Origin of the sequence: Delftia acidovorans NBRC 14950 (assembly GCF_001598795.1) — a bacterium.
In the GTDB taxonomy this organism is placed as follows: domain Bacteria; phylum Pseudomonadota; class Gammaproteobacteria; order Burkholderiales; family Burkholderiaceae_C; genus Comamonas; species Comamonas acidovorans.
In genome coordinates this window covers 49,142-73,104 of record NZ_BCZP01000011.1, presented here as the reverse complement: position 1 = coordinate 73,104, position 23,963 = coordinate 49,142, and the positions used below count along the sequence as shown (strand labels likewise).

General features: G+C 67.5%; 15 protein-coding genes and 2 tRNA genes (1 of these 17 cut by a window edge). 13 read left to right on the top strand and 4 right to left on the bottom strand.

The window, feature by feature from the left end; all coding sequences use genetic code 11:
* The first annotated feature begins 72 nt into the window (after positions 1–72).
* Positions 73–819, top strand: coding sequence for an SIMPL domain-containing protein (locus tag DA1_RS15845; protein WP_034391893.1), 747 nt, complete (start codon positions 73–75; stop codon positions 817–819).
* Between the two features lie 71 nt (positions 820–890).
* Here the strand turns inward: DA1_RS15845 and DA1_RS15840 are convergent, their stop codons facing one another.
* Positions 891–1,685, bottom strand: a complete 795-nt coding sequence (locus DA1_RS15840; protein ID WP_012204702.1) for a 3-hydroxybutyrate dehydrogenase — start codon at positions 1,683–1,685, stop codon at positions 891–893.
* Between the two features lie 177 nt (positions 1,686–1,862).
* On the opposite strand from DA1_RS15840, the gene DA1_RS15835 reads away from it, so the two are divergent.
* From DA1_RS15835 to DA1_RS15820, 4 genes are all read left to right on the top strand, one after another.
* The gene (locus tag DA1_RS15835) at positions 1,863–2,762 is read left to right on the top strand and encodes an alpha/beta fold hydrolase (RefSeq protein ID WP_034391895.1); all 900 of its coding nucleotides are present in this window, start codon (positions 1,863–1,865) and stop codon (positions 2,760–2,762) included.
* On the top strand, positions 2,759–5,008 hold the full coding sequence (locus DA1_RS15830) for a RelA/SpoT family protein (protein WP_034391898.1): 2,250 nt from the start codon (positions 2,759–2,761) through the stop codon (positions 5,006–5,008). The genes DA1_RS15835 and DA1_RS15830 overlap by 4 nt, the downstream gene beginning before the upstream one ends.
* 67 nt (positions 5,009–5,075) lie before the next feature.
* Positions 5,076–5,152 (top strand) — tRNA-Val (locus tag DA1_RS15825).
* A gap of 130 nt (positions 5,153–5,282) precedes the next feature.
* Positions 5,283–5,696: a DUF1801 domain-containing protein gene (locus tag DA1_RS15820; protein WP_034391901.1), complete on the top strand. Its 414-nt coding sequence runs from the start codon at positions 5,283–5,285 to the stop codon at positions 5,694–5,696.
* A 10-nt stretch (positions 5,697–5,706) separates the two neighbouring features.
* On the opposite strand, the gene speG is transcribed toward DA1_RS15820, so the two are convergent.
* Both speG and DA1_RS15810 read right to left on the bottom strand, forming a co-directional pair.
* Entirely contained in the window at positions 5,707–6,237 is a 531-nt protein-coding gene (gene speG / locus DA1_RS15815; protein WP_012204707.1) for a spermidine N1-acetyltransferase, read from the bottom strand.
* 4 nt (positions 6,238–6,241) lie between these two features.
* On the bottom strand, positions 6,242–6,922 hold the full coding sequence (locus tag DA1_RS15810) for a TetR/AcrR family transcriptional regulator (protein WP_034391904.1): 681 nt from the start codon (positions 6,920–6,922) through the stop codon (positions 6,242–6,244).
* 324 nt (positions 6,923–7,246) lie between these two features.
* On the opposite strand from DA1_RS15810, the gene DA1_RS15805 reads away from it, so the two are divergent.
* The 6 genes from DA1_RS15805 to DA1_RS15780 all read left to right on the top strand — a co-directional run bounded on the left by DA1_RS15805 (position 7,247) and on the right by DA1_RS15780 (position 14,522).
* Positions 7,247–8,614 carry an NAD(P)-dependent oxidoreductase gene (locus DA1_RS15805; protein WP_034391907.1) on the top strand — a complete coding sequence of 456 codons (1,368 nt, stop codon included), beginning with the start codon at positions 7,247–7,249 and terminating at the stop codon, positions 8,612–8,614.
* 34 nt (positions 8,615–8,648) lie between these two features.
* Positions 8,649–9,968 (top strand): NAD-dependent dihydropyrimidine dehydrogenase subunit PreA, encoded by a 1,320-nt coding sequence (preA, locus tag DA1_RS15800; RefSeq protein WP_013803150.1) that lies wholly within the window; start codon positions 8,649–8,651, stop codon positions 9,966–9,968.
* A gap of 132 nt (positions 9,969–10,100) precedes the next feature.
* Positions 10,101–11,594, top strand: coding sequence for an NCS1 family nucleobase:cation symporter-1 (locus DA1_RS15795; protein ID WP_034391912.1), 1,494 nt, complete (start codon positions 10,101–10,103; stop codon positions 11,592–11,594).
* A gap of 30 nt (positions 11,595–11,624) precedes the next feature.
* On the top strand, positions 11,625–13,085 hold the full coding sequence (gene hydA / locus DA1_RS15790; RefSeq protein ID WP_013803148.1) for a dihydropyrimidinase: 1,461 nt from the start codon (positions 11,625–11,627) through the stop codon (positions 13,083–13,085).
* Positions 13,086–13,109: 24 nt separating this feature from the next.
* On the top strand, positions 13,110–14,375 hold the full coding sequence (locus DA1_RS15785; protein WP_034391915.1) for a Zn-dependent hydrolase: 1,266 nt from the start codon (positions 13,110–13,112) through the stop codon (positions 14,373–14,375).
* Between the two features lie 70 nt (positions 14,376–14,445).
* Positions 14,446–14,522: transfer RNA gene (locus DA1_RS15780), tRNA-Val, on the top strand.
* A 333-nt stretch (positions 14,523–14,855) separates the two neighbouring features.
* On the opposite strand, the gene DA1_RS30460 is transcribed toward DA1_RS15780, so the two are convergent.
* On the bottom strand, positions 14,856–15,068 hold the full coding sequence (locus DA1_RS30460) for a hypothetical protein (RefSeq protein ID WP_155294198.1): 213 nt from the start codon (positions 15,066–15,068) through the stop codon (positions 14,856–14,858).
* Positions 15,069–15,242: 174 nt separating this feature from the next.
* Here DA1_RS30460 and DA1_RS15775 point away from each other — a divergent pair, with 174 nt between their 5' ends.
* Both DA1_RS15775 and DA1_RS15770 read left to right on the top strand, forming a co-directional pair.
* Complete coding sequence (locus tag DA1_RS15775) at positions 15,243–19,274, top strand: SDR family NAD(P)-dependent oxidoreductase (protein WP_034398333.1); 4,032 nt, start codon at positions 15,243–15,245, stop codon at positions 19,272–19,274.
* On the top strand, positions 19,271–23,963 hold the start of the coding sequence (locus tag DA1_RS15770) for a hybrid non-ribosomal peptide synthetase/type I polyketide synthase (protein ID WP_034391917.1). It continues 6,371 nt past the right edge of the window; the window shows 4,693 of its 11,064 coding nt (coding positions 1–4,693); it begins with the start codon at positions 19,271–19,273; its stop codon lies off the right edge, out of view. Before DA1_RS15775 ends, DA1_RS15770 begins: the two co-directional genes overlap by 4 nt.

Genomic DNA, 23,963 nt, shown 5'->3' with positions numbered 1-23,963 from the left:
GCGGCATGCCGTAGCGAAAGGGCGGCATGCAGTTGTATCCCTGAACTACCTTTCATTTCAAAGGGTGAACGCATGAGCAAGCTTTCCAAACAGCTGTCCCGCCCCTGGGTCAAGTCCGTGGTCGCGGCCACTGCGCTGGCCTGTGCCAGCGGTGCCTGGGCGCAGAACGCCGCCACGGCGCAGGCACAGCCGGCCAATGTGGTGCAGTTGTCTGCAGAAGGCTCGGTGGATGTGGTGCAGGACTTGCTGACCGCCACCTTGTCGGCCACGCGCGAAGGGCGCGATGCGGCCACGGTCCAGTCCCAGCTGCAGAAAGTGGTCGAGGCCGCCATGGCAGTGACCAAGCGCAGCGCCCAGTCGGGCCAGATGGATGTGAGCACCGGCAGCTTCGGCATCTATCCGCGCTATGGCAAGGACAACAAGGTGGAAGGCTGGCAGGGCCGCGCCGAGATTCTTCTGCAGGGCCGCGACTTCGCGCGCATCACGCAGACGGCGGCCCAGGTGCAGGACATGACGCTGTCGCAAGTGGGCTTCGGCCTGTCGCGCGAGGCCCGTGAAAAGGTCGAAGGCGAGGCCCAGGCCAAGGCCATCGAACAGTTCAAGCAGCGCGCCTCCACGCTGTCCAAGAGCTTCGGCTTTGCCAACTACAGCCTGCGCGAGGTCAACGTGAGCAGCAGCGATACCTCGGTGCCCATGCCGCGTCCGCGCATGATGGCCATGTCCGCCAAGGCCGCCGGCGCGGAAATGGATGCCGTGTCCGTGGAAGCGGGCAAGGCGCAGGTGATGGTCCACGTTTCGGGCTCAGTGCAGATGTACTGACCGGGTGACCCATTCATGAAAAAAGGAGCGCCGTGGCGCTCCTTTTTTGGCAGTGATCTGTCTGGCCGCGATTACTGCGCAGCCCAGCCGCCATCCATGTTCCAGGCCACGCCGCGCACGTTGGCGGCAGCGGGCGAGCAGAAGAACACGGCCAGCTCGCCAAGCTCCTCGGGCGTGGTGAACTGCATCGAGGGTTCCTTTTCGCCCAGCAGCAGCTTCTTGGCTTCTTCGTTGCTGATGCCGTGCTGCTCGGCCTTGGCGTCCACCTGCTTTTGCACCAGCGGCGTCAGCACCCAGCCGGGGCAGATGGCGTTGCAGGTGATGCCGGAGGTGGCGTTCTCCAGGGCCGTGACCTTGGTCAGCCCGACAATGCCGTGCTTGGCCGCCACATAGGCGGACTTCTGCGCCGAGCCCACGAGGCCGTGCACCGAAGCCACGTTGATGATGCGGCCCCAGCCCTTGCCGCCATCGGCCGCCTGCATCATGGGCAGGACCAGGCGCGAGGTGTGGAAGGCGCTGGACAGGTTGATGGCGATGATGGAATCCCAGCGCTCGGGCGGGAAGTCTTCCACGCGTGCCACGTGCTGGATGCCGGCATTGTTCACGAGGATGTCGATCTGGCCGAAGTTGCGCACGCTGTACTGGACCATGTCCTCGATGTCTGCCACGCGGCTCATGTCGGCACCGTGGTAGGCGACCTGGGCGCCGGCGGCCTGGCCTGCGGCCAGCACTTCGGCACGGGGGCCGTCCACATCGCCGAAACCATTGAGCACGATATTGGCGCCCTGGCGGGCCAGCGCCTTCGCGATCCCGAGGCCGATTCCGCTGGTCGAACCGGTCACGAGGGCGGTCTTGCCTTTCAACATAGAGAGTCTCCGAATGAATGTACGATGCAACACAGCCATTATCGGCGCCGGCTCCGCGAATGCGTTTCCATGAATCATCCTACGCTGAACTACGTATCCTGCCCGGCAGTTGCCGGGCGTGCCTCACCCTGGAGCCGTACTGCCAGCTCGGCTGCTCAAGATAATGCGTCGCACCGCATGGCCTATTGGGAATGGAATCGCACCGGCGATCCGCACCATCCCCATGTCGTGGTCTGCGTGCACGGCCTGTCGCGCCAGGGGCGTGACTTCGACGTGCTGGCCGAGCGGCTCAGCGAACGCGCCCGCGTGATCTGCCCCGACGTGGTCGGGCGTGGCGAAAGCGACTGGCTGCAGGATCCGGCCGCCTACCAGGTGCCTCTTTACGCAGCCGACATGCTGGCCTTGCTGGCCCAGGTGCATGCGCAGGCGCCTGTCGAACAATTGGATTGGGTGGGCACCAGCATGGGCGGGTTGATCGGCATGGCGCTTGCAGGCCAGCCGGGGCTGCCGCTGCCGGCGCCCATCCGCAGGCTGGTGCTCAACGATGTGGGGCCTGTCATCGAGTGGTCTGCCCTGGAGCGCATATGTCAGTACCTGGGCAAGGGCGTGCATTTTGAAAATCTTGAACAGGCAGCCCATGCGCTGCTCTTGATTTCCGAAGGCTTCGGCCCACATAGCGAAGGGCAATGGTTGCGATTGACGCGACCTATGATGCGGCCGGCCGCCGATGGCGGCCTTGTCTTGCACTATGACCCTCAGATTGCAGTGTCCCTGCAGCAGATGACGCCCGAGATGGCCCAGGCCGGCGAAGCGCTGCTGTGGCAGCTGTATGACCAGATCAAGGCACGCGTCTTGCTAGTTCGTGGTGCGCAGTCCGATCTGCTGACTGCGGCCACGGCGCAGGCCATGGCGCAGCGCGGACCGAAGGCGCATTGCGTGGAATTTGAAGGGGTGGGGCATGCGCCCACCTTCGTCGCAGCAGGGCAAGTGGCCTTGCTGTGCCGGTTCTTATGGGGAGAAGAGCGCTTGCCAAGCACCATGAATATTGCCGAGCAGGCCAGGGAGAGTGACGAATGAAGACCGCCAGCAGCGAGGCCGCCGTGCAGGCGCCTTCGCCCGCCGCAGCCGCGCCTGGCCAGGTGCCGGCGGTGCTGCCGCACCTGATCACGGCCACGTCGCAGACCCTGCCCGAACAGGTCAACGCGCTGGCCCGCGCGCGCACCTTTGCCGAGCCGCTGATCGCCACCGAGACCATGGAGTCCGGCGAGAACACGATGGCCCATGCCGATGCGGTGGCCGCCATCCTCAAGACCATCGGTGGCTCCGAAACGATGCAGGCGGCGATCTATCTGGTGCATGCCAGCGTGCACCTGAATCGTCCGCAGGAAGTGATCGCCAAGGCCTTTGGCGAGAATTTCGCCACCCTGGCCGTGGAAACCAACAAGCTCATGCGCGTGCAGCAGCAGGCGCGCGGCGCCGAGCTGGGCGGCCAGTATCTGGACGATGAGGCCACGCAGACCGAGAACGTGCGCAAGATGCTGCTGGGCTTCTCGCGCGATCTGCGTGTCGTGCTGCTGCGGCTGGCCTCGCGCCTGCAGACGCTGCGCTACTACGCGGCCAGCAAGCGCCCGGTCTCTCCCGGTATTGCGCGCGAGGCGCTGACGGTGTTCGCGCCGCTGGCCAACCGGCTGGGCATCTGGCAGATCAAGTGGGAACTGGAAGATCTGTCCCTGCGCTTCCTGGAGCCCGAGACCTACCGTGAAGTGGCCCGCCTGCTCGATGAAAAGCGCGTGGAGCGCGAGGCCTACATGGAGCAGATGCGGGCGCGGCTGGAGGCCGATCTGCGTGCGCACAGCATCAGCGCCACGGTGCAGGGCCGGCCCAAGCACATCTACAGCATCGTCAAGAAGATGCGCGGCAAGTCGCTGAACTTCGACCAGGTCTTCGACATCCGCGCCATGCGTGTCGTCGTGCCCACGATCAAGGACTGCTACGCCACCCTGTCCTGGGTGCATGAGCAGTTCACGCCCATCGAGGCGGAATTCGACGACTACATCGCCAAGCCCAAGCCCAACGGCTACCAGTCGCTGCACACCGTGGTGCGCGACGAGACGGGCCGTGCCATCGAGATCCAGATCCGCACCCAGGCCATGCACGACCATGCCGAGCACGGCGTGGCCGCCCACTGGGCCTACAAGGAGGCGGGCACCAAGGGATACGCGGGCGTCACCGCCAGCAGCGAGTACGACGCCAAGATCGCCGTGCTGCGCCAGCTGCTGGCCTGGGGCAGCGACCTGGCGGGCGCGCACCATCGCGGCCTGTTCGAGGACCGCATCTACGTGCTCACCCCCGACGCGGCCGTCATCGAGCTGCCGCAGGGTGCAACGCCGGTGGACTTTGCCTACTCGGTGCACACGAGCCTGGGTCACCGCTGCCGTGGCGCGCGCGTGGACGGCGCCATGGTGCCCCTGAACACGCCGCTGCAAAACGGCCAGACCGTGGAAATCACCACGGTCAAGGAGGGGCGCCCCTCGCGCGACTGGCTCAACGCCGACCTCGGCTACCTGACCAGCAACCGCGCCAAGGCCAAGGTGCGCGCCTGGTTCAATGCCCAGGCCACGCACGAGACCGTCGCGCGCGGCCGCGAGGCCGTCGAGAAGCTGCTGCAGCGCGAGGGCAAGACCGCCGTCAAGCTGGAGGAGCTGGCGGTGCAGCTGGGCTTCAAGTCGGCAGATGCGCTGTTCGAGGTCGTCGGCAAGGATGAGTACTCGCTGCGCAATATCGAGACCGTGCTGCGGCCGGCCGAGGTGGAGGAGGAACCCGAGGAATTCACCCTCGTGCGCAAGGCGCGCGGCACGGACTCGCCCAAGGGCGGCGTGCTGGTGGTTGGCGTTGACTCGCTGATGACCCAGCTGGCCAAGTGCTGCAAGCCTGCGCCGCCGGACGACATCCGGGGCTTTGTCACGCGCGGCAAGGGCGTGAGCGTGCACCGCTCCGACTGCTCCAACTTCCGCGAGATGGCGGCGCGCAATTCCGAGCGCGTGATCGACGTGGCCTGGGGCCAGCCCAAGGCGGCCACCGTGGCCTCGGCCGTCTACCCGGTCGATGTGTCCGTGGAGGCCGCCGACCGGCAGGGCCTGCTGCGCGATATCTCGGAAGTCTTTGCGCGCGAAAAGACCAATGTCATTGGCGTGCAGACCCAGTCCGTCAAGGGAACGGCCTGGATGACCTTCACCGTGGAGGTGGCCGATTCGGGCCGCCTGAGCAAGGTGCTGGGCATCGTGGCCGCCGTGGCGGGCGTGCGTTCGGCGCGGCGGCGTTGAGCATGTTCAGGCATTTTTGCCTGGAGGCTGAAAAAGCCGTGCTAGAATCGCTTTCTCGAACAAACACAGGCGCGTAGCTCAGCTGGTTAGAGCACCACCTTGACATGGTGGGGGTCGTTGGTTCGAGTCCAATCGCGCCTACCAATTTTCCATTGCCAGATGGAATGCAAAAAGCCTTCTGATCACTCAGAAGGCTTTTTTGTTTGTGCGTTCTCCCTGTGGTCTTGCCTTGGCCTGTCTTGTGATCGAACATGCATCACTTTGGGAGACATGGATGATCAAGACAGTTTCGCCCGAGGCGGCCGCGTCGGCCAGCGCATTGATCAACCAGCGCATTGCCGAGCTGGGCGACTGGCGCGGCGAGGTGCTGGCGCATGTGCGCCGGCTCATCGTGCAAGCGCTTCCGGACGCGGCGGAAGAGTGGAAATGGTCGGTGCCGGTCTGGTCGTGCAGCGGCATTCTGTGCACGGGCGAGGCCTACCAATCGGCCGTGAAGCTTACCTTTCCCAAAGGCGCATCGCTGGCCGACCCGCAGCACCTGTTCAACGCCAGCCTTGGAGGCAAGGTGCGCCGTGCCATCGATATCCGCGAAGGCGAGGAGATCGATGCGCAAGCGTTCAAGGACTTGGTGCGCGAGGCAGCCGCCCTCAACGAGGCAGCAGCCAGGAAGAGGTCGCCGAAAGGATGAAGGTCTGCGCTCAGGTGCCGATGCCGGCCTGTGCCTGCAGGTAGTCGTTTTGCAGCAGGTACATGCGGATGGCATTGCGGTACTGGCCGTTGGCGAAGAACTCGTCGATCAGCACGCCTTCCTGCACGAAGCCTATGCGTGCGTAGATGTGGATGGCCTTCTCGTTCTCCTGGTCCACATGGAGAAAGATCTTGTGCAGGTTGAGCGTCTTGAAGCCATAGTCCAGCGCCAGCCGCGTTGCCTGGGCTGCGATGCCCTGGCCTTGCTGCTCGGGGGCGATGATGATCTGGAATTCGGCGCGCCGGTGGATCAGGTCGATCTCCACCAGCTCGACGAGACCGGCGCGATCGCCCTGGTGCTCGACGATGAAGCGGCGCTCGGTCTGGTCGTGCACGTGGGCGTCGTAGAGCGCGGAGAGCTCGTCGAAGGTCTCGTAGGGCTCCTCGAACCAGTAGCGCATGATGGCGGCATTGTTGTTGAGCAGATGCACGGAGCGCAGATCTTCGCGCTCCAGGGGTCTCAGGCGGATGCTGTGATTCATGCGCTCATTGTGCGAGAGCCGCGGTATCCGGCTGCAGGCCACGGATTACCAGCCGGTAGATCAGATCGGCCGCCGTGTCGTAGTCGCCGGCGGTCAGTTCCGGCCGGCCCAGCAGCAGCGCGAACTGGGCCTGCTGATCGGCATAGGCCTGGGTCACGGACCAGAGGATGAACATCAGGTGGGTGAAATCCACGCGGGCAATCTTGCCCTGCGCCACCCAGCGCTCGAAGGCCTGCACGTCTGCCGCCAGCGCCGGGCCTACCTGGCTCGCTATGGCCTGCCCGAAGCGGGGCGCGCCGGCCATCACCTCACGCGTGAAGACACGGGAGCCATGGGGCCGTTCGCGCGAGGACTGCAGCTTGGCCCGGATGTAGATGCGCAGGGCCTCCGCAGGGTCGTCGCCGCGCAGCAGGTCGGACATGCCGGCCAGCCACTGCGTTAGCACGTCGCCCAGCACGCGCAGGTACAGCTCCTCCTTGCTGGCGAAGTAGTACAGCAGGTTGTGGCGGCTCAGGCCGGCGTCGTGCGCGATCAGTTCCAGCGATGCGCCTTCGAAGCCGTATTGCGCAAAGTGAAGCTCGGCCGTCTGCAGGATGTTCAGTTCCTTGCGCAGGCGTGCAGCCGTGGGTTTGCGCGTGGCCGATCGCGCCAGGGACGGGGGCGCATTGTCAGAAAGGGTTGCCATTGCGCAGATGGTAAGTCGGGATAAGTGGCGCCATTTTGGTGCGATTGTCTGGCATCTTTCTTGCTGACGACTTTCTGGGTGATTTTACTGATTGGTAAATTTTTTCACCCGCGTAAATTCCGTTCCACCCCCAGTGCGCCCGACAAGAGGCGTCACTTACACATGCGAGGACCACGATGAAACCTCCGAAGACTGTGTTGTTGGATCCGGGGCCGTTCAGGAGTCCTTCCTGCGGCCCGCCTTGCGTTGTCCGAGATGGCCCGGCGTGCACCTGCATGCCGCGGCCCCTTTCACGCCCTCAATCCTGACTCTGGAGGATGCACCATGGATAGCCCCGCGCAACGCGCCTGCGGCATTGCCGCCGGCCGACTGAACCTGGCCGACTACGCGGCCAATTTCTCTGACGCCCATCCCGCGCTGAACCGTTCCCAGGCCTTGATCGAGGCCGAGCGCTGCTACTACTGCTATGACGCGCCGTGCACCACGGCCTGCCCCACCAGCATCGATGTGCCGGCCTTCATCGCCCGCATCGCCCAGGACAACGTCCGTGGCGCAGCGCGCGAGATCCTGACGGCCAACCCGCTGGGCGGCATGTGCTCCCGTGTCTGCCCCACGGAGCAGCTGTGCGAGCAGGCCTGCGTGCGCAACACCCAGGAAGACAAGCCGGTCGAAATTGGTGCACTGCAACGCTATGCGACCGATGCCTTCATGGCCTCCGATGGTGCACCGCTGTTCCAGCGTGCCGCCGCCACGGGCAGGAAGGTGGCCGTGGTCGGGGCAGGGCCTGCCGGCCTGACCTGCGCCCATCAGCTGGCGCTGCAGGGCCACGACGTGGTGCTGTTCGATGCCCGGCCCAAGCTGGGCGGGCTCAATGAATACGGCCTGGCCAGCTACAAGACCCCGGGCGATTTTGCGCAGAAGGAAATCGACTGGCTGCTGTCCGTGGGCGGGATCACGCCGCGCAACAACCAGCGGCTGGGGCGAGATTTCACGCTGGATTCGCTGCTGTCAGAGCATGACGCCGTGTTCCTCGGCCTGGGTCTGGCGGGCGTCAACGCGCTGGGCGCGGCCGAGCCGCAGGCCGAAGGCTTGCGCAATGCGGTGGACTTCATTGCCGACATCCGCCAGGCGGCCGACAAATCCACGGTGCCGGTGGGCCGGCGCGTGGTGGTGATCGGCGGCGGCATGACGGCGGTGGATGCATCCGTGCAGGCCAGGCTGCTGGGCGCCGACGAGGTCACCATGTTCTACCGCCGGGGCAAGGATGCGCTGTCCGCCTCCTGGGTGGAGCAGGAATGGGCGCAGACCCATGGCGTCAACCTGCGGCTGTGGGCCGCGCCCCAGGAGATCCTGGTGCAGGACGGCAAGGTCTGCGGCGTGCGCATGGCCAGCACCCGCATGGAGGGAGACAGGCTGCAGGTGACGCAGGAGGTGTTCGACGTGCCGGCCGACATGGTGCTCAAGGCCATTGGCCAGACCTATGTGGCCACGCCGGCGGGCGCGGCCATTGCCCTGCGTGACGGCCGCATCGACACCGACGACGAAGGCCGCACCAGCGTGCCGCGCGTTTGGGCCGGCGGCGACTGCCGCGCCGGTGGCCAGGACCTGACCGTGCAGGCGGTGGAGCACGGCAAGGTCGCCGCGCGAGCCATGCACCAGGCGCTGACCAGCGCCGTGGCGGCCGGGGTTTGAGCGGCTGTGCCCGCGCTTTTCAAGGAGCATCGACATGGCAGACATCAGCAGCCGCTTTCTGGGCATTTCCAGCCCCAATCCGTTCTGGCTGGCCTCGGCACCGCCCACGGACAAGGAGATCAACGTCACCCGCGCATTCGAGGCCGGCTGGGGCGGCGTGGTGTGGAAGACGCTGGGCGAGGACCCGCATGTGGTCAACGTGAACGGGCCGCGCTACTCCACCCTCATGGCGCAGGACCGGCGCGTGATGGGCCTGAACAACATCGAGCTGATCACCGACCGGCCGCTGCGCACCAACCTGGAGGAGATGACCCGCGTGAAAAAGGCCTGGCCTGACCGCGCGCTGATCGCCTCGCTGATGGTGCCCTGCGTGGAGGAAAGCTGGAAACGCATCCTGCCCATGGTGGAGGACACCGGCGCCGACGGGCTGGAGCTGAACTTCGGCTGCCCGCACGGCATGAGCGAGCGCGGCATGGGCGCGGCCGTGGGCCAGGTGCCCGAGTACATCCAGATGGTCACGCAGTGGTGCAAGCAGTACAGCCGGCTGCCCGTGATCGTGAAGCTGACGCCCAACATCACCGACGTGCGCTTTCCCGCGCGTGCGGCCAAGGCCGGCGGCGCGGATGCGGTGTCCCTGATCAACACCATCAACTCGCTGATGGGCGTGAATCTGGACACCCTGGTCATGCACCCCAGCACCGACGGCCAGGGCTCGCACGGCGGCTACTGCGGCCCGGCCGTCAAGCCCATCGCCCAGAACATGGTGGCCGAGATCGCGCGCGATCCGCAGACTGCGGGCCTGCCCATCTCGGGGATCGGGGGCATCACCACCTGGAAGGACGCGGCCGAATACATTGCGCTGGGATGCGGCAATGTCCAGGTATGCACGGCGGCTATGGTCTACGGCTTTCGCATCGTGCAGGACATGTGCGACGGGCTGTCCAACTACATGGACGCGCACGGCTTTGCGCGCATCGAGGACTTCCAGGGCCGGGCCGTGCCCACGGTCAGGGACTGGAAGGACCTCAACCTCAACCACATCGACAAGGCCGTCATCAACCAGGACAGCTGCATCCAGTGCGGGCGCTGCCACGTGGCCTGCGAGGACACCTCCCACCAGGCCATCACCTTCAGCAAGGAGGGCGGTGTGCGCCGGTTCGAGGTGGATGACACCGAATGCGTGGGCTGCAACCTGTGCGTGTCCATCTGCCCCGTGCCCGAATGCATCACCATGCGCAGCCTGCAGCCGGGCGAGGTGGACCCCCGCACCGGCCAGACGGTCACCGGGGAGTATGCGAACTGGACCACGCATCCGAACAACCCCATGCGCCAGGCCGTGACGGCGCAGGGCTAGAGGGGGCATTGCGGCAGGTCGGCGCACGGCCCGCATCCGGGCCGACCTGGCACGAAATGCGCTTGATGGAAAAGGTCAGACCCTGGATCAGCAATGGATTGGTGATTTCTCTCTTCGAGAAGGAGCTTCGCAATGTCGCATGCCCCGCATTCCGGTGAGTCCACAGGCAGCCTGTGGAACCACGACCTCGCACCCACGCTGCCCAGGCAGCGAACCTGGACCTGGTACCACTTCGCCGCCCTGTGGATAGGCATGGTGATGTGCATCCCGGCCTACACGCTGGCCGCCAGCATGATCACGAACGGCATGTCGTGGTCGCAGGCGGTGATGACGGTGTTCCTGGGCAATCTCATCGTGCTGATTCCCATGCTGCTCATCGGCCATGCCGGGGCCAGGTACGGCATTCCCTTTGCCGTGCTGGCCCGTGCCTCGTTCGGCACCCATGGCGCCAAGCTGCCGGCCTTGCTGCGGGCCCTGGTGGCCTGTGGCTGGTACGGCATCCAGACCTGGTTCGGCGGCATGATGATCTACACCCTGCTGGGCGTGCTGCTGGGCCATCCGCTGGAAGGCGAGAAGATCGCGGGCCTGGGCATCAATGTGGGGCAGCTGGTGTGCTTTCTGGTGTTCTGGGCGATCCAGTTCTACTTTGTGGTGCATGGCATCGAGTCCATCCGCAAGCTGGAGACCTGGACTGCGCCGCTCAAGATTCTGATCTGCTTCGTGCTGCTGGGATGGGTCTACCAGAAGGCCGGCGGCTTCGGCCCCATCATGGAGCAGCCTTCGCAGTACGCGCCGGGCGGCCCCAAGGCGGGCCAGTTCATGTCGGTGTTCTGGCCGTCGCTGACGGCCATGGTGGGCTTCTGGGCCACGCTGGCCTTGAACATTCCGGACTTCACGCGTTTTGCCAAGTCGCAGAAGGACCAGGTCGTGGGCCAGGCCATCGGCCTGCCGGTGCCCATGGGGCTACTGGCCATGCTGGCGGTGGTGGTGACGTCGGGCACCGTGGTGATCTACGGCAAGGCCCTGTGGGACCCCGTGGATGTCGCCAGCCGCATGACGGGGGCGGCCGTGCTGATCGCGCTGATCGTGCTGCTGATCGACACCGTGAGCGTGAACCTGGCGGCCAACCTGGTCGGGCCGGCCTATGACTTCTCCGCCCTGGCGCCCAAGAAGATCAGCTACCGCGTGGGTGGCTACATGACGGTGGCCATTGCCATCGTGATGATGCCCTGGAAGATCCTGGAATCGACCGAGGGCTACATCTTCACCTGGCTGATCGGCTACTCGGCCCTGCTGGGGCCGATCGCGGGCATTCTGATGGTGGACTACTTTCTGGTGCGCAAAAAGCAGCTGGTGGTGGAAGACCTGTACAGGGAAGAGGGCGTCTACCGCTACTCCAACGGCTGGAACTGGGTGGCCGTGGCGGCCTTCGCCCTGGGCGTGGCGCCCAACCTGCCCGGCTTCCTGCACGCGGCGTTCCCCGCTGCATTCCCGAACGTGGGTGATTTCTTCAAGCATGCCTATGACTACGCATGGTTCATCGGCCTGTTCATTGCCGGCGTGGTCTACCGCATCGGCATGGCAGGCCAGGTGACCAAGGGCGCTCCCGCGCTGAGCAAGGCATAGGCCGGACCAACCAACAGGAGGCATGACGCTATGGGTCAATCACAGGGTTCGGTATGGGTGCGTGGCGGCACGGTGGTGAATGCAGACCGGCAGGAGAAGGCCGATGTGCTGTGTGTGGATGGGGCGATTGCGGCCGTGGGGCCGGATGTGGCGGCCCTGGTGCCGGCCGGGGCGCAGGTGATCGATGCCTCGGGGCAGTTCGTCATGCCCGGCGGCATCGATCCGCACACCCACATGCAACTGCCCTTCATGGGTACGGTCACGGCCGATGACTTCTACACCGGCACGGCGGCGGCGCTGGCCGGTGGCACCACCAGCATCATCGATTTCGTCATTCCCGATCCGCAGGAGCCGCTGCTGGACGCCTACCGCAAATGGCGTGGCTGGGCCGAGAAGGCTGCGGCCGACTACTCCTTCCACGTGGCCGTCACCTGGTGGAGCGACAGCGTCCATGCTGATATGGGCACGCTGGTGCGCGAGGAGGGCATCAACAGCTTCAAGCACTTCATGGCCTACAAGAACGCCATCATGTGCGACGACGAAACGTTGGTGAACAGCTTCAAGCGCGCGCTGGAGCTGGGCGCCATGCCCACGGTGCATGCCGAAAACGGCGAGCTGGTCTACCTGCTGCAGCAGGAAGTGGCCAAGATGGGCATCACCGGGCCCGAGGGCCATCCGCTGGCCCGCCCTCCCATGGTGGAGGCCGAGGCGGCCAACCGCGCCATCGCCATCGCCGGCGTGCTGGGCGTGCCCATCTACGTGGTGCACGTCAGCTGCACCGAGGCGGCGCAGGCCATTGCCGCTGCCCGTGCGCGCGGCCAGCGCGTGTATGGCGAGGTGCTGGCCGGCCATCTGGTGATCGACGAAAGCGTGTACCGCGACCCCGACTTCGCCAAGGCCGCCGCCCATGTGATGAGCCCGCCCTTCCGGGCCAAGGGCCACCAGGAGGCCTTGTGGCAGGGCTTGCAGTCGGGCCAACTGCACACCACGGCCACCGACCATTGCACCTTCTGCGCCGCGCAGAAAGCCATGGGCCGGGACAACTTCGCCAAGATCCCCAACGGCACCGGCGGCGTGGAAGAGCGCCTGGCCGTGATCTGGGATGCGGGCGTGAACACCGGCCGGCTGACGCCCAGCGAATTCGTTGCCATCACCTCGGCCAACACCGCCCGGCTGTTCAACATCTATCCGCGCAAAGGCCTGGTCGGCGTGGGGGCCGATGCCGATCTGGTCGTCTGGGACCCTGCCGCCACCCACACCCTGTCGGTCAAGACCCAGCACTCCAAGGGCGACTACAACATCTTCGAGGGGCGCACCGTGCAAGGCATGCCCAGTCACACCATCAGCCAGGGCGTGGTGGCCTATGCGCAGGGCGATCTGCGCGCCGAGATGGGCAAGGGGCGCTATATCAAGCGCCCGGCCTTCGGCCCCAACTTCGACGCGGTGCAGCGCCGCGCCGCCACGCTGCAGCCCACGGCCGTGGCGCGCTGAAGCCCGCATGACAAGGAGACCGCAATGGATACAGATACCCAAGTGAAGCAGGACATCGCGCAGCTGCGCGTCAACGGAAGCCGGCTGTGGGATTCACTCATGGAGCTGGCCCGGATCGGCGCCACGCCCAAGGGCGGCGTCTGCCGCCTGACGCTGACCGACCTGGACCGCCAGGGCCGTGATCTGGTGACCCGCTGGGCGCGCGAGGCGGGCATGACGGTGACCATCGACAAGATCGGCAACGGCTTCATGCGCCGGCCCGGGCGCGACAACAGCCTGCCACCCATCATGACGGGCAGCCACATCGACACCCAGCCCACGGGCGGCAAGTTCGACGGCAACTACGGCGTGCTGGCGGGGCTGGAGGTGGTGCGCACGCTCAACGACCACGGCATCGAGACCGAAGCGCCCATCGAGGTGGCCTTCTGGACGAACGAGGAAGGCTCGCGCTTCGTGCCGGTGATGATGGGCTCGGGTGTGTTCGCCAAGGCCTTCACGCTGGAGCATGCCTATGCGGCCACCGACTCCGAAGGCAAGACCGTCAAGGGCGAGCTCGAGCGCATCGGCTATGTGGGCAGCCAGGAACCGGGCGACCACCCGATCGGCGCCTACTTCGAGTCCCACATCGAACAGGGCCCGGTGCTGGAGGACAACGCCAGGACCATTGGCGTGGTCACCGGCGTGCTGGGCATCCGCTGGTATGACTGCGTGGTCACGGGCATGGAGGCCCATGCCGGCCCCACGCCCATGGCCCTGCGCAAGGACGCGCTGCAGGCGGCCGCGCAGCTCATGCAGGAAGTGGTGGCCTGCGCCCACCGCCATCCGCCCCACGGGCGCGGCACGGTGGGCATGGTGCAGGTCCATCCCAACAGCCGCAACGTGATCCCGGGGCAGGTCAAATTCAGCATCGACCTGCGCAACGCCACCGATGCCGACTGCGAAGCCATGGACGCTGACATCCGCGCCGTGGCCGACCGCATCAGCCGGGAAACGGGCCTGCCCATAGCGATCAACTTGGTGTCCAGCTACCCCGCCCAACCCTTCCATGCCGACTGCGTGGATGCGGTGGCGCGCGCCGCCAAGGCCCTGGGCTACTCGCACATGCCCGTCGTCTCGGGCGCCGGGCATGACGCGGTCTACATGGCGCGGCTGGCACCGGCCGGCATGGTATTCATTCCCTGCAAGGACGGCATCAGCCACAACGAGATCGAGGACGCCACGCCGGCCGACATCACCGCAGGCTGCAATGTGCTGATGCACGCCATGCTGGAACGCGCCAGGGTGCTGTGATCGGAAAAACTGCGCAACTTGCCCGGAAGCCCTGTTTTGCACTGCTATACTTGCGGCTTCAACAAACGACAGGCGCGTAGCTCAGCTGGTTAGAGCACCACCTTGACATGGTGGGGGTCGTTGGTTCGAGTCCAATCGCGCCTACCAAATATATTGGTGAAAAGCCTCTCGGATAAAATCCGAGGGGCTTTTTTTCGTCTGGACGATCTTCCTCGTGCAAATCCTGGCCCCTGCCCAGCTCGGAATTTGCATTGTTTTGTTTCGATGGCTTTCCGTGCTGTTTCCGTGACTGTGGCGCAATTGCTTCAATAAGCGCTTGCGTCAAAAAAAAGATCCTGGCAGCACTGATTTATGGGTGGCATGCTTATTCATGGCAGGGCTGCCACTGATGACCGTTTTCATGCACAGCCATGGTGCATTGGCCGCCTGCCTATGCCCTGCCCATATCCTGCCCGTTCAAGGTCAGCAGCTCTCTTGCAGTCACCCTTCAGTTCCCGGGCCTGCATGGCTTTCGCCGTGATCTTGCCGCCCGCTCTTCCTGGCGCCGCTCTTTGACGCCACGATGTCGATATCACTGATTTCAGTGATATACATGCGGTGAAAATATATTGAAAATCCATTTTCAATAATCAATTGAATTTGCCAGGCTTTGCTGTCGGCGTTTCTCTTGCGTTGGCATGCCAATGTTTCCATTGAACCTTCTCTTAATGAGAATGGCTGCATTGACATTAAAGAAAATGTTTGTAACTATCCGGCCGGTCTTTGGGCAGGGCAGTGAATCGGCGTCGGAGCCACAGCTTTGAAGGGATCGGATCGATGGCGGGTACGGACAGCGGGGCGGAAGCGGGCGGTCTGAAAGCCCGCCTGATGGCGGTGGGAGCCGCCGATGTGCATCTTTCACGGCGCAATGCTGCGGGGTTCGACGGTCTGGTCGCCTACGTGGTGGGCGGAGAGCGCGATACCCTGCAGGCTGCCCTGGCTGGCGCAGGCGATGCGGTGGTGCGGGTCAGCGCCTTGCCGCTCGATGACATGGGCGCCATCGACGAGGCCGCCCTGGCCGCACTGCCAGTCTGGTCACCGGGCGCGGTCGACGCCGCGCAGCAGCAATGGGGCAGCGCGCTGGTCACCCGGCCTGCCGTGCAGCCGGCTTCCCACCTGCACCTGTGCGATCTGCTGCCCGGCCGGCCCTTGCTGGGCGATCCGGCGCCCGCACCTGCGGCGCGGCGCGGCGCGGTGCCTTTGCACGAGCGCATTCCTGCCGTCCACCATTCACCTGCGCTGCCGGACGCGGGTGTCGGATATGCGCTGGAGCAGGCGCTGGTGCGCGCGGCTGCGCGTCCCGGAGCGGGCATCGTCCATGTGGCTGCCGATCTTTCCCAGTCCCGCACCAGCTATGCGCAACTGCTCGACGAGGCCTGCCGCACCCTGGGCGGGCTGCTGGCCCTGGGGCTGAAGGCGGGTGACACCGTCATCGTGGACGCCGGGGACAGTCGTCACCTGCTGCCCGTGTTCTGGGGCTGTGTGCTCGGCGGCCTGGTGCCGGCGCCTCTGGCACTGGGACCGGCGGCGGCCGGGGGGGCCGGCCTGGAGCGGTTGCTCAACTGCTGGGAGGTGGCGGGCAGGGCGCCCGTGGTCGGCTCTGCGGCAGCCCTGGCCGGCTTGCGGCCCCATGCCGCAGCGCTGCAGGGCATGCAGCTGCTCGATGCCCAGGCACTGCAGGCGGGTGCGCCCGCGCAGCCCTCGGCCAGCGCCGGGCCGGGGCAGCCCGCACTGATGCTGCTGACTTCGGGCAGCACCGGAACGCCCAAGGGCGTGGTACTGAGCCGCGGCAATCTGGCCGCCATGATCAGCGGCGTGCAGCAGCAACTGCGCTTCGCGCCCGGCGAGACCGCGCTGAACTGGATGCCGCTGGACCATGTGGGCGGCGTGGTGTTCCTGTGCGTGATGCCTACGGTGCTGGGCCTGGACCAGGTCCAGGTGGATACGGCCACCATCCTCGAGGCTCCCGCGCGCTGGCTGGACCTCGTGGCCGAGCACCGGGTCGCAGCGGTGTGGGCGCCCAACTTTGCATTCGACCTGCTGCTGCGTGCAGCCCGCGGCCAGGCCCCCGGCCATTGGGACCTGTCCTGTTTGCGCATGCTCATCAACGCCGGGGAGCCGGTATCGGAGCCGGTCCTCGTGGATTTCGAGCGCCGCTTTGCGCAGGACGGGCTCAGGCAGGGCGCCGTCTGGATGTCCTTTGGCATGACCGAGACGGTCTCTGCGTTCTCGCTGCGTTGCTGGACAGCGTCCGGCGAGGCGGTGACCAGCCTGGGCCACCCGATCGCAGGCGGTGCACAGCGCATCGTGGACGATGCAGGCCGCACCCTGATGGAGGGTGAGATCGGGCGGGTCGAACTCAGCGGGCCCTCGGTGTTCTCGGGCTATCACGGCCGGCCCGACCTCACGGCCGAGGCGCTGCGCAACGGTTGGTTCCAGACCGGCGACATGGGGTTCCTGCGTTCGGGCGAGCTGCACATCGTGGGCCGCGTCAAGGAAATGATCATCGTCAACGGTGCCAATTTCTACAGCGCCGAGATCGAGGAGGCCGCTGCGCGCGTGCCCGGCCTGGACCGCCAGGGGCTGGCTGCCATCGGCGTGCGCCCGGCCGGCGCGGCCACCGACCAACTGGTGCTGTTCTTTCACGCGCCGGGCGCTGGCGAGCCGCAACTGCGCCGTTCGCTCATGCGCGCCTTGCGCATGCGCCTGGGCCAGGACCTGGGATTGGCCGTGGACCATTTCATTGCCGTGCCGCCCGAGCGCCTGCCGCGCACGGGTGCCGGCAAGGTGCAGCGCGTGGAGCTGCGCCGCCTGGTGGAGACAGGGGCCTTTGATCGCGAAATCAAGGATGCCGCCTGCCTGATCGGCGGTGCAGGCACCATACCTGCCTGGTTTGCCCGGCCCGTATGGCGCCCGCGCCAGCACGATGCGTTGCCGGCCATGGCGCCTGCGCAGGCGCATGCGTTGACTGTGGCGCTGTGTGGTGCCGGCGCCCAGGCGCTGGCGCAATTGCAGGCCCTGCAGCCCCGTCACCGCTGGATGGCGCTGGACGATACCGGCTCACCGGCCGACGCCGTGGCCGCGTTGCGCGAGTGGGCGCCTGATGTGCTGGTGCTGGCCGGTGAACAGGCGCTGGCCCCTGGCCTGCTGCAGGCAGCCCGCTGGCTGGCCGCCCCCGGCGGGCATGTGCCAGGCCGGTTGCTGGTCTGCGCAGGTACGGCTCAGGACGAGGGCCAGCGGGCAATGGCGCGCGCGGTACTGCGCAGTCTGGAGGCTGAAATGCCTGCCTTGCGCTGCCGCCATGTCGCCTGGGGCGACGCCGGTGTCGCTGCCGATGCCGACGCCAGTGTCGCTGCCGATGCCGCCGTTCTTGATGCCGCCGGGCTGTGCGCGGAACTGGGCTGCAGCCAGCGCGAGCCCGAGGTGCTGTGGCATGCCGGCGTGCGGCGGGTGCGGCGCCTGGTGCCCCTGGTGCCCCTGGTGCCCCTGGTTCCCGATGCTGCAGGGCATCAGGGATTCCAGGAGCAGGGGCTGTACCTGCTGGCCGGTGGGCTGGGGGGCGTGGGCTTTTTGCTGGCCCGGCACCTGCTCGGCCGGTACCGCGCCCGGCTGCTCATCGTCGGCCGTGCCCCTGCTGTGGAGCGCCGGCAGCCACTGGAACTGCTTTCGCGCAGCGGGACGCTCCTGTACGTGCAGGCCGATGTCACCGACCCCGCCGCCCTGCAGGCCGCGGTGGCCCAGGCGCAGCAGCACTTCGGACAGCCGCTGGCCGGCGTGGTGCAACTGGCAGCCGAGTCGCGCCTGGCCCTGTGTGCGGAGGAAGAAGAGCAATGCTTTGCCCGGGCGCAGCGCGCCAAGGTCGAGGGAACGCGCCATTTGCACGCCCTGATCGCCCACGATCCCCGGGCCCTGTTCCTGGTGGCCGGCTCGGTCATGGGCCTGCTGGGGGGGCGCCGCGTGGCGGCCTATGCGGCGGGAGATGCCTGGCAGATGGCCTTTGTGGAGCGACAGGCGCACAGCGCCGGTGGCGCCCGCTGCCGCTACCTCGGTTTTTCGGCGTGGCGGGACATCGGCCTGAGCCGCCAGGTGTCGAACCCGGCGCTGTTCGCTGCCTCGGGCTATCTGTCGATCGATGAGGCGCAGGGCCTGCAGGCCTTCGAATTGGCGGTGCGCGGCGAGCAGCCTGTCATGACCGTGGGCCTGGACCTCGGCCATCCCCGTCACGCCGCGGTGCGCGAGGGCGCCATCTACGGTGCCGATGAGCTGGTCTGGGTGCGTGAAGGCGCCGCAGTCGACGCGCGCCGTGCCGGCGAAGAGGATCAAGTGGATCAAGTGGAGCAAGTGAATGAAGTGGCCGGCAGCGGTGACCCGTCCGCACCGCATCGGTGGCTGCACGATGCCTGTGGACGGCCGGTGAGCGTGCCGGTGCTGAACGTCGCATCCCTGCCCACCGATGCCCGGGGGGAGCTGGACCGCGCGGCCCTTTTGCGCCTGGCTGCGGGCATGGCATCCAGCGCAGCGCCACGCAATGCGTTCGAGCGCTACATGGTGCGCCTGTGGTGCAAGGCGCTGGGCCTGGCCGACTGTGGTGTGGACGACGACTTCTTCTCGCTGGGCGGCAATTCGCTGGGGGCGGCGCAGATCGCGGCGCGCACGCGGGAGCTGTTTCGCGTCGATATATCGATGGCCGAGCTGTTGCGCCACCCCTGCATGGCAGATTTTTGCCAGCGCGTGATTGCGCTGGAATCCCGCCCGGGAATCACGCTGGCCATTGCGGGCCGGCTGTTCGAGATCGAAAGCATGACCCCTGATCAAAAGGCGGCCGCCCACGGCGCTGCAGCAACCAAGGCGCTGCCATGAGCGCGGGCGGTTTTTCCGACGACGATCTGCTGGCGGCCCTGCTGGCAGAGGATGGCTTCGAGCTGCCAGACACGCAGGCGCCAGGCGCCGCGCCACGTGCCGCAGATGCGCCCGTGATCGCGCTGTCGGCGCAGCAGCGGCTGTGGATGATGGAGCGCATTCACGGGGCTCGTGGCGAGTTCAATCTTGGCCTTGCCGTGCGCTTTTGTGGCGCGACGCCCGATGTGGCCGCGCTGCAGGCCGCACTGACCGCCCTGGCGCAGCGCCATGAAAGCCTGCGTGCTCGCTTCGAGGATGCCGATGGCGAAGCGGCGCGCCTGGTCTTCGATGCGCTGGATGCATTGCCGCTGGCGGTGCACGATGTCGGCCCGGCATCGATGCCGCAGGCGCTGCAGGACGCGGCGGCCCGGCCTTTCTCGCTGGAGCGGGGCAGCCTCTTCCGGGCCGATCTGCTGCGCGCCCACGGCGAGCAGGTTCTGCTGCTGGGTTTTCACCACGCCATCATCGACCTGTGGTCGGCCTCGCTGGTGCTGCGCGAGCTGGCCGCTCTCTACGCCGCGCAACTGGGCGGGGCGGCCGCGGACCTGCCGCAGCCGCAGCGCTTTGGCGACTACGTCGCCTGGCTGGGCGACAGCGCCCGGCAGCAGGCCTTGCCGGCCCTGACAGCGTACTGGCGCAACAGGCTTGCAGGCCTGCCGCCGCTGCTGGAGCTGCCCTTTGCCGGGCCGCGCGAGGCGGGTCAGGACCGGTGCGGCCGTATCGCGGTGGTGCTTGCGCCCGCGCTGGCGGCGGAACTGGGAAGATTCGCCGCCGCCTGTGGCACCACGCCTTTCACCGTGGTGCTGGCCGCCTTCAATGCCGTCCTGGCGCGCTTCACCGGCCAGGACGATCTGGCCGTGGGCGTGCCCGTGTCCAACCGCCACCGTCCCCACACCGGCGGCACCGTGGGCTTTCTGGTGGAGACCCTGGTGCTGCGCACCGACCTGCGCGCAGACCCCGGCTTTGCAGCCCTGGTGGAGCGCGTGCGCGAAGCCTGCCTTGAGGATTTTGCCCACCAGGACCTGCCGCTGCAGGCCGTGGTGCAGGCGGTCAACCCGCCGCGCCTGCCGGGGGTGCAGCCGCTGTATCAGGCCATGCTTGTCTTCCAGGCGCTGCCTGCGCTGCGCGAGGCGGCCGGCGATGTCCTGCTGACGGGACAGGCCGTTCCCCTGCCTGTGGCCCGCGCCGATCTGACGCTGGAGCTGGACCAGGGGCGCGACGATGGCGCCATTGCGGGCTGGCTGGAGTACCGCGAGGGCCTGGTGGATGAGCAGGTGGCTCAGGCCATCGCCATCGCATTGCCGGTGCTGCTGCAAGCGGCGCTGGCCCAGCCCTCGCTGCCGCTGTCCGTGCTGCCGCTGCAGCGGCCGGCCGACGCACGGCGCGGCCTGGACGCACTGCATCCGGCGCCGCTGGGCGAGCGCATCGAGAGCGCTGGCAGCCTGGCGGCGATGTTCGAGCGGCGCGCGCGCCAGTCGCCCGCCGCGACCGCGCTGATCGATGCGGGCCGCGCAGTCAGCTACCAGGAACTGGACCGGCGCTCGGCGACCCTGGCGGCCCACCTTGTCGCTCAGCTTGGCGCATCAAGCGCCACAGGGGCCGGGGCAGGGGGGGCTGCAGCCGGCATTCCCGTGGCCGTGTGTCTGCCGCGCGGTGCCGACCTGGCCGTGGCCCTGCTGGCCGTGCTGCGCGCCGGCGCGGCCTTTGTGCCCATGGACCCGGACCATCCTGCGCAGCGCCTGGCCTATATGCTGGCCGACAGCGGTGCATCGCTGCTGCTGGCGCAGGGCCGGCCCGCATGGCTGCCGGCCGCAGGCGCTCCCCTGCTCATCGATCCCGGCATGCTGTTGCCCGAGGCCGAGGCGCCTGCGCTGTGCATCGGCCCCGATACCCTGGCCTACGTGCTCTACACCTCGGGCTCCACGGGCGAGCCCAAGGCTGTCATGGGACTGCACCGCGGCGCCGTGAATCGCCTGCTGTGGATGTGGGATGCCTATCCCTTTGTCGCGGGCGAAGTGTGCTGCCAGAAGACCACGCCGGCCTTCGTCGATTTCATCTGGGAGTTCTTCGGCCCCCTGCTGGCGGGCGTGCCCAGCGTGGTGCTGGCGCATGCCGATGTGGTGGACCCGCGTGCCTTTGCCGGCGCATTGGCACGCCATGGGGTGACCCGGCTGGTGGTGGTTCCCTCGCTGCTCAAGGCCCTGCTGGAGCCGGCCGCTGATACGGCAGGCCTGCTGCCCGCGCTGCGGCACTGTACGGTCAGCGGCGAGGCGCTTTCCAGCGACCTGGCCGGCCGCTTTCTTGCGGCCCTGCCGGGCTGCCGCCTGCTCAACCTCTATGGCTCCTCTGAAATCTCGGCCGACTCGACCTTCCAGGAGGTGACACAGGCCGGTGGCCATCTCGTTCCCATAGGCCGGCCCATTCCGGGCCACCGCATTGCGGTCTGCGACGCCGCTGGCCAGGCACTGCCCGTGGGGGTGGCCGGGGAGATCGTGGTGGGCGGCGATGGCCTGGCGCTCGGCTACCTGGGCCGTGAGCGGGAGACCCGGCAGCGCTTCCAGCCCACTGCGGCCCTGGACGGCGCCCGCGGCTTTCGCACCGGCGACCTGGGCCGCTGGCGGCCCGATGGCGGGCTCGACTGCCTGGGGCGGCTGGATCGGCAGATGAAAATCCGTGGCGTTCGCGTAGACCCTGCGGAGGTGCGCGCGGCCCTGTTGCTTCACCCCGGCGTGGCCGACGCGGCCGCCGCCGGATGGGTGGGCACCGACGGCGAGACCGTTCTGGCCGCTTGGGTGGTGCACCTGCCGGGGCATGCGCCCGCCGCCTCCGCACTGCATGCCTGGTTGCGCGATCGCCTTCCCCGTGCAGCGCTGCCCAGTGCCTATGTGCGTCTGGCGCAGTTGCCGCTCAATCCGAACGGCAAGGTCGATGTGCGCGCCTTGCCGGCCCCGGGCCCCGACGACCTGCCGGCGAGCGGCGAGGGCAACGCGCCCCGCCTGCCGCTGACGGCCGCACAGGCGCGCCTGGCCGATGTCTGGGAGCGCGTGATCGGCTCCCGTCCCGTCAGCGCCGACGCGGATTTCTTCATGATGGGCGGGCATTCGCTCAATGCGGCCCGGCTGGCCCAGGCCGTCCGCCAGGAATGGGGCGTGCCGCTGGACGCGGCGGCCGTGTTCGAGGTGCCGACGCTGGCCGCCATGGCGACGCGCATCGGCCAGGCTGCGCCCGGCGCGGGCCTGCCGGCCATCGGCCGGGGGCCGGCGCATCCGGGGCGCGAGGCTCGCGCCTCCTTCAACCAGGAACGCCTGTGGCTGATCGAGCAGCATGAGGCCCAGCGCGGCGCCTACAACCAGGTGGTGTGCTACCGCACTGGCGCCGGGCTGGATGCCGGAAGGCTGGAGCAGGCACTGCGCGCCGTGGTGCTGCGCCACGAGGCCTTGCGCACCCGCCTGGTGCTGCGCGATGGCCTGCTGTGGCAGCAGGTGGGGGAGGCCGGTGATTTCTCGCTGGTTCGGCGGGATCTCTCGGGCCCCGGTGCCGAAGCGGCGCTGGAGCGCTTTCTGGACGACGAAGTGGCGCGGCCGCCTGCGCTGGACCACGCGCTGCCCTGTTCGGCCACGCTGCTCACCCTGGGCATGCACGACCACGCGCTGGTGATTTCCATGCACCACACGGCGGTGGACGGCCAGTCCTGCGAAATATTCATGCGGGAGCTGGCGCATGCGCTGCAGGGCGGTGATCTGTCGGCGCTGCCGCCGCCCCTGCAATGCATCGATGTGTCCGAGTGGCAGCGCGCGTGCGGCGACAAGGGTCTGTGGGCACCGCAGCTTGAATACTGGCGGCGCGCACTGGCCGCCGCCCCCGCCGTGCTGGGACTGCAGCCCGAGCGCATGCCGCAGCGGCGCAGCTACCGCAATGCCCGGGCCGCGCTCTGCCTGCCGCCGGCGAGCATGCAGCGGGTGACGGCAGCGGCGCGGCAAGCGGGCACCACGCCCTTTGCGTTGCTGCTGGCCGTATGGGCTGCCACCCTGGCACGCTTTGGCGGTGATGCCGAAGTCATGGTTGCAACCCCCGTTTCCGCGCGCGAACGCGAGGGCATGGACAGCGCGGTCGGCTTCTTCAGCAACACCGTCGTCCTGCGCGTGGGCGTCAGCGGCAGTACCGGCCTGGATGTGCTTGCCCGCAACGTGCGCGACCAGCTGGCCGAGGCGCTGCGCCACCAGGATGTGCCCTTCGCCCAGGTGGTGGAGTCCTCGGGCGTGCCCCGCGCCGCGCAGCGCCCCGCGCTGGCACAGGCGATGTTCGTGCTCTCCCAGGGGCAGGACTGGGATCTGGCGTTCGACGGGCAGCGCGTCCCGCCCCGTATCCAGGCCGCACCGGTGTCGCGCTGCGACCTGTCGCTGGCCTTGCTGGCAGGGCAGGGCGAAGACGACCTCGTGCTCGGCGGTCATATCGAATATGCGGCCGATCTCTTCGGCCCCGCGCTGGCGGCGCGGCTGGCTTCGGCTTTTTCGGCCCTGCTGGAGGCCGCCTTGCAGCAGCCTGCCGCGCCGCTGGACGGCCATCCGCTGTGCGATGCGCATGAACAGGTCCTGCTGGACAGGCTGGCCTGCTCTGCGGCGCAGCCGCAGCGGTTGAACCCGCCGCACC